This window comes from Ilumatobacter sp., assembly GCF_049588435.1.
Taxonomy (GTDB): domain Bacteria; phylum Actinomycetota; class Acidimicrobiia; order Acidimicrobiales; family Ilumatobacteraceae; genus Ilumatobacter_A.
In genome coordinates this window covers 1-4554 of the sequence record NZ_JBAVYV010000060.1, presented here as the reverse complement: position 1 = coordinate 4554, position 4554 = coordinate 1, and the positions used below count along the sequence as shown (strand labels likewise).

The window sequence follows — 4554 nt, the reverse complement described above, 5'->3', positions numbered from 1 at the left end:
CTCGACGAGCGCCGTCGAGGTCCAACGTCCGGTCGCCAGCGGATGGAACGCCTCGTCCCACACGTCCCACCCGCACGCACGAACGTTCTCGGAACCGGCCGAGGTCGGTTCACGTTCGGGTTCGACGTCGCGTTCGCGTTCGGGCTGGCTCAGGACGCCGAGCGGGTTCGACGGGTTGGACCGCCACCTCGGCGCACCGGGCGCAGTCGAACGCAGGTGGCGGCGGTACAGCGAGAACTCGGGCTCGACGACATCGCCGATCGGTTGCAGCGCGGCGACCAGTGCGATCGCCTCGGCCCCTCCGTTCGTGATGACCAAACGTTCGGCCGCGACACCGATCGCGTCGGCGAGCAATCGCTCGGCATCGTCGGAATCGGGATAGTGGCCGACGCTGCCCGGGTCCTTCGCGAGGGCCGACATCACGATCGGGACGACGTCGGGCGCGAACGGATTCATGCTCATCGACAGGTCGACCAGGCTCGCCGGATCGACACCGAGCGAGCGCGCCACCCGCGGCGCATCACCCCCGTGTTGGCCCGGCGCCATCGAGCCCGTCATGCGGATCCGACCGTGACCTTCACGCCTCGGCGACCGGAAAGCCCCGGCGTGGGACGACGACCACCGCGCCGTCGTCCGGATCGACATCGACGGTGACACAGACGTGGTACACCTCACCCAATCGCTCCGCCGTGAGCACATCGACGGCCTGCCCGTTCGCCACGACCACGCCGTGGTCGAGCATCACCAGACGATCCGAGTAGATCCCCGCGAGCGTGAGGTCATGCATCGCCGCGACCACGGTGAGCTGCTGATGACACCGCAGTTCGGTGACGAGTTCGAGCGCCTGCTGTTGATGTCCGATGTCGAGTGCGGACGTCGGTTCGTCCAACAACAGGACCGACGCCTCCTGGGCGAGCGCACGGGCCAACACGATGCGCTGACGTTCGCCGCCGCTCAGTTCGCCCAGTCGACGGTCGCGGAACTCGACGAGCCGCAGCCGGTCGAACACGTCGTCGACCACCCGTCGATCGTCGGCCGACTCGGCACCGAAACGTCCGACGTGCGGCCATCGGCCGAGCAGGACGTAGTCGAACGCCGGCATGTCCGTGGGCGTCAACGGGTTCTGAGCCACGTACGCAACATGGCGGGCACGCTCGCGCGCGCTCATCTCATCGAGCGATCGGCCGTCGACCCGCACCGCTCCGCCCGACTCGGTCAGACCGGCGACCGCCCGGAGCAGCGAGGATTTCCCTGCGCCGTTCGGTCCGATCAAGCCGACCCACTCGCCACCCGCGACCACATCGGAGAAGGGGGGCACTGCGACGCGGTCGCCGTACGCCACGGTCACCGAATCGAACTCGACGGTGCTCATTGCGCGACCTGACCCGACCGCGTCCGCAGGAGATAGATGAAGAACGGGGCTCCGAGGAACGCCGTGACGACGCCGATCGGGGTCTCGGCTCCACCCTGCAGCGTGCGGCCCGGGATGTCGGCGAGAATCAGGAACGACGCGCCCGCGAGAAACGACAGCGGAATCAGGTGTCGATAACTCGGCCCCGCTGCGAGCCGCACCACGTGCGGGACGACGAGTCCGACGAAACCGATCAGGCCGCTGACGCCGACGGCGGCCGCGGTGCCGAGAGTCGCTGCGGCGACGACGATCACCCGTGTTCGTGCCACCGACATCCCGAGCGCGCTCGCCTCCTCGTCCCCGACGCGCAACACGTCGAGGTGACGGCGCATCGCGAACAAGATGACGACGCTGACGGCGATGTACGGCAGACAGAGCCGGACGTCTGACCAGGTCGCCGAGGACAGCCGGCCGAGGATCCAGGCGAACACCTCGCGCACGGCGTCGGCGTTGCGCTGGAGGATGTACGTCTGCAGCGCCGAGACGAACGCGGTCACGGCGACGCCGGCGAGCACGAGGGTGGCCCCGCTGCGTCCACTCCCGTGATATCCCGAACCGACGACGTAGGTGACGAACACCGTGAGCATCGCACCGCAGAACGCCATCACCGGGACCGGGTCGACCGGCCAGGTCGACGTGGAGTCGCGGGCGACCGTCAACACGATCACCGCTCCCAGTCCGGCGCCGGCGGCGGCACCGAGGAGGTACGGATCGACGAGCGGGTTGCGAAAGACGCCCTGATACCCGGCGCCGCCGATCGACAGCATCCCGCCGACGAGCAGCCCGAGCATGACCCGCGGCATCCGGATCTTCCAGATGATGTTCCAATCGATCTGCGAGATTCCCGCGTCGATCGAGATGAACGGCAGGTGGTCGAGCAGCGCGAGCGGGACCCGCCATGCCGAGGGTCCGGCGGCACCGATCGAGGCACCCAACAGAACCGACACGACCAGCAGCGCGCTCGCGGCGACGTACCACCGCGTCACGCTGCCGGTCGATTTCATCGGGAGACCATCAGGATCGGGTGACCATCAGGATCGGGAGACCATCAGGATCGGGGAACCATCAGGAGGGAACGGTCGCCGCTTCGACGGCTGCGGCCACGGTCTCGACGTAGTCGACGATCCGCGGACCCCAACGCGAGGCGATGTCGTCGTCGAGCTCGATGACGTTGCCGTCCTGAACAGCGACGATGGTGTCGAAACCGTCGCGGGCCGACACGGTCGCAGCGGTCTCGCCGCAGCACTTGGTGTCGGCGAGGAAGATCAGATCGGGGCTCGCCTCGACCAACACCTCGGCGCTCAATTGCGGGTACTGCCCGGCGTCCGCTTCGAGTGGGTCGGCGATGTTGTCGAGACCGAAGAGCCCGTACACCTCGCCGATGAACGTGCTCGACGTGGCCGTGAACAGTTCCGGACCGAGCTCGTGGTAGTAGCTCAGCGGTGTCTCAGGCGTCGGTGCCGACTCTGCGAGTGCTTCGATGTCCGACTGCATCGACGTCACCAGTTCGGCCGCCTCGTCGGCATGGCCGGTGAGCTCGCCCAGCTCCTCGATCTGCGCGTACGTGTCGTCGAACGTGGACGCGGATGGACCGTCCCACGAGGTGATCTCGAGATCGGCGAGCTGATCGCCGAGACCGGTGAAGTCTCCGCCGATCAGGACGAGGTCGGGGTCGTACGCGGCGATCGCCTCGACGTTCGGTTCGAACCCGGACAGGTCGTTCGGCAGGTCGAGGGCCTCGGCCGGGTAGTTCGAGTAGTCGTCGACCGCGACGAGCTGGTCGCCCGCTCCGATCGCGAACATGATCTCGGTGTGGGTCGGGCTGAGCGAGACGACGCGCTCGAGGGTGTCCCCCGCTGCGTCGCCCGACTCTCCGTCGGCCGACTCCGTGCTCGCCGGCGCCGTGTCCGCCGGCGCTGCGTCCGTGTCGTCGGGGGCGTCGGTGGTGTCGGTGGTGTCGGTGGCGACGGTGGCGACGGTGGCTTCCGTGTCCGGCGTCTCTGCCGCCGCAGTGTCCGGTGCCTCGGTGTCCGGGGTGTCGTCCGGTTCGTCGCTGCCGCAGGCTGCCGCGACGAGCGACAGACCGGCGAGCGCGGCGACGAGTGTTCTGGTGTGACGTTGTCCGGGTGTACGCATGTGTTCCTCCAGGGGGTTGGAGGACAAGCTGGGTTTCGGCACCAACGGTGCGAACCGTCCCTTGCCTCGAGGGAATGATCATTCGCGTCAGCGACAGAGGCGACCGGACTCGACGAGACCACGCGTTCCGGGGAACAGGTCTCGTCATCACCGTTGCGGGACAGTGCCGGGGTCTCACCGGACTTCGCTCTGTCGTCGACAGTTCGACAGGCTAGTGCGCGCTGCGTAGCCTGCCTCATCTCATGACCACGTCATCCGACCAGGAAACCACCGCACCGACCGACGACCCGCGTCCGGACGGGCTCCGTCGCGCCGAGTCACTGCTCGTCGTCAACACGGGAAACGGCAAGGGGAAGTCCTCGTCGGCGTTCGGAATGATGGTGCGTGGGGTGGCTCGCGGCTGGAACGTCGGGGTCGTCCAGTTCATCAAGTCGGGGAACTGGAAAGTCGGCGAGGAGAAGGTCGGGCGTCAACTCGGGGTCGACTGGCATGCGTTCGGCGACGGGTTCACCTGGGACTCCGACGACCTGTCGAACGACATCGCTCACGCTGCCGACGGGTGGGCGACGGCGTGTGCGCTCATGTCCGCAGGGGAGCACCAGTTGTTGATCTTCGACGAGCTCACCTACCTCACGTCGTTCGGATGGTTGCCGATCGAGCAGGTCGTCGAGCCGATCCGGAATCGACCACCCCACGTCAACGTGATCGTGACCGGGCGCGACGCCGCCCCGGAACTCGTCGAGATCGCCGACACGGTCACCGAGATGACCGAGATCAAGCACGCCTACCAGGACGGCATCCGCGCCATGCGCGGCCTCGACTACTGACCGCGGACGACGCCAGACGAACCACCGCATCGAACCGACGACGACATCGATCCCTGACCGCGACATGACCCTGACACTCCTCATCGGCGGCGCGCGCAGCGGAAAGAGCTCGCTCGCGGTCGACATCGGACATCGACATCACGCCGCCGGCATCGCGGTGACCTACATCGCAACGGCGCC

General features: G+C 67.6%; 4 protein-coding genes, 1 pseudogene and 1 riboswitch. Of the genes and pseudogenes, 1 reads left to right on the top strand and 4 read right to left on the bottom strand.

Features of this window, described 5'->3' with window-relative positions:
- From WBV89_RS02130 to WBV89_RS02115, 4 genes and pseudogenes are all read right to left on the bottom strand, one after another.
- Positions 1-558, bottom strand: a pseudogene (locus WBV89_RS02130) (hypothetical protein); the annotation flags it as partial.
- A 19-nt stretch (positions 559-577) separates the two neighbouring features.
- Positions 578-1372, bottom strand: coding sequence for an ABC transporter ATP-binding protein (locus tag WBV89_RS02125; RefSeq protein ID WP_423979693.1), 795 nt, complete (start codon positions 1370-1372; stop codon positions 578-580).
- Positions 1369-2415 (bottom strand): FecCD family ABC transporter permease, encoded by a 1047-nt coding sequence (locus WBV89_RS02120; RefSeq protein WP_423979692.1) that lies wholly within the window; start codon positions 2413-2415, stop codon positions 1369-1371. The genes WBV89_RS02125 and WBV89_RS02120 overlap by 4 nt, the downstream gene beginning before the upstream one ends.
- Positions 2416-2476: 61 nt before the next feature.
- Positions 2477-3547: an ABC transporter substrate-binding protein gene (locus WBV89_RS02115; RefSeq protein ID WP_423979691.1), complete on the bottom strand. Its 1071-nt coding sequence runs from the start codon at positions 3545-3547 to the stop codon at positions 2477-2479.
- Between the two features lie 46 nt (positions 3548-3593).
- Positions 3594-3760: riboswitch (adenosylcobalamin (AdoCbl) riboswitch) on the bottom strand.
- Between the two features lie 29 nt (positions 3761-3789).
- On the opposite strand from WBV89_RS02115, the gene cobO reads away from it, so the two are divergent.
- Positions 3790-4374 carry a cob(I)yrinic acid a,c-diamide adenosyltransferase gene (cobO, locus tag WBV89_RS02110; protein ID WP_423979690.1) on the top strand — a complete coding sequence of 195 codons (585 nt, stop codon included), beginning with the start codon at positions 3790-3792 and terminating at the stop codon, positions 4372-4374.
- Positions 4375-4554: the final 180 nt, after the last annotated feature.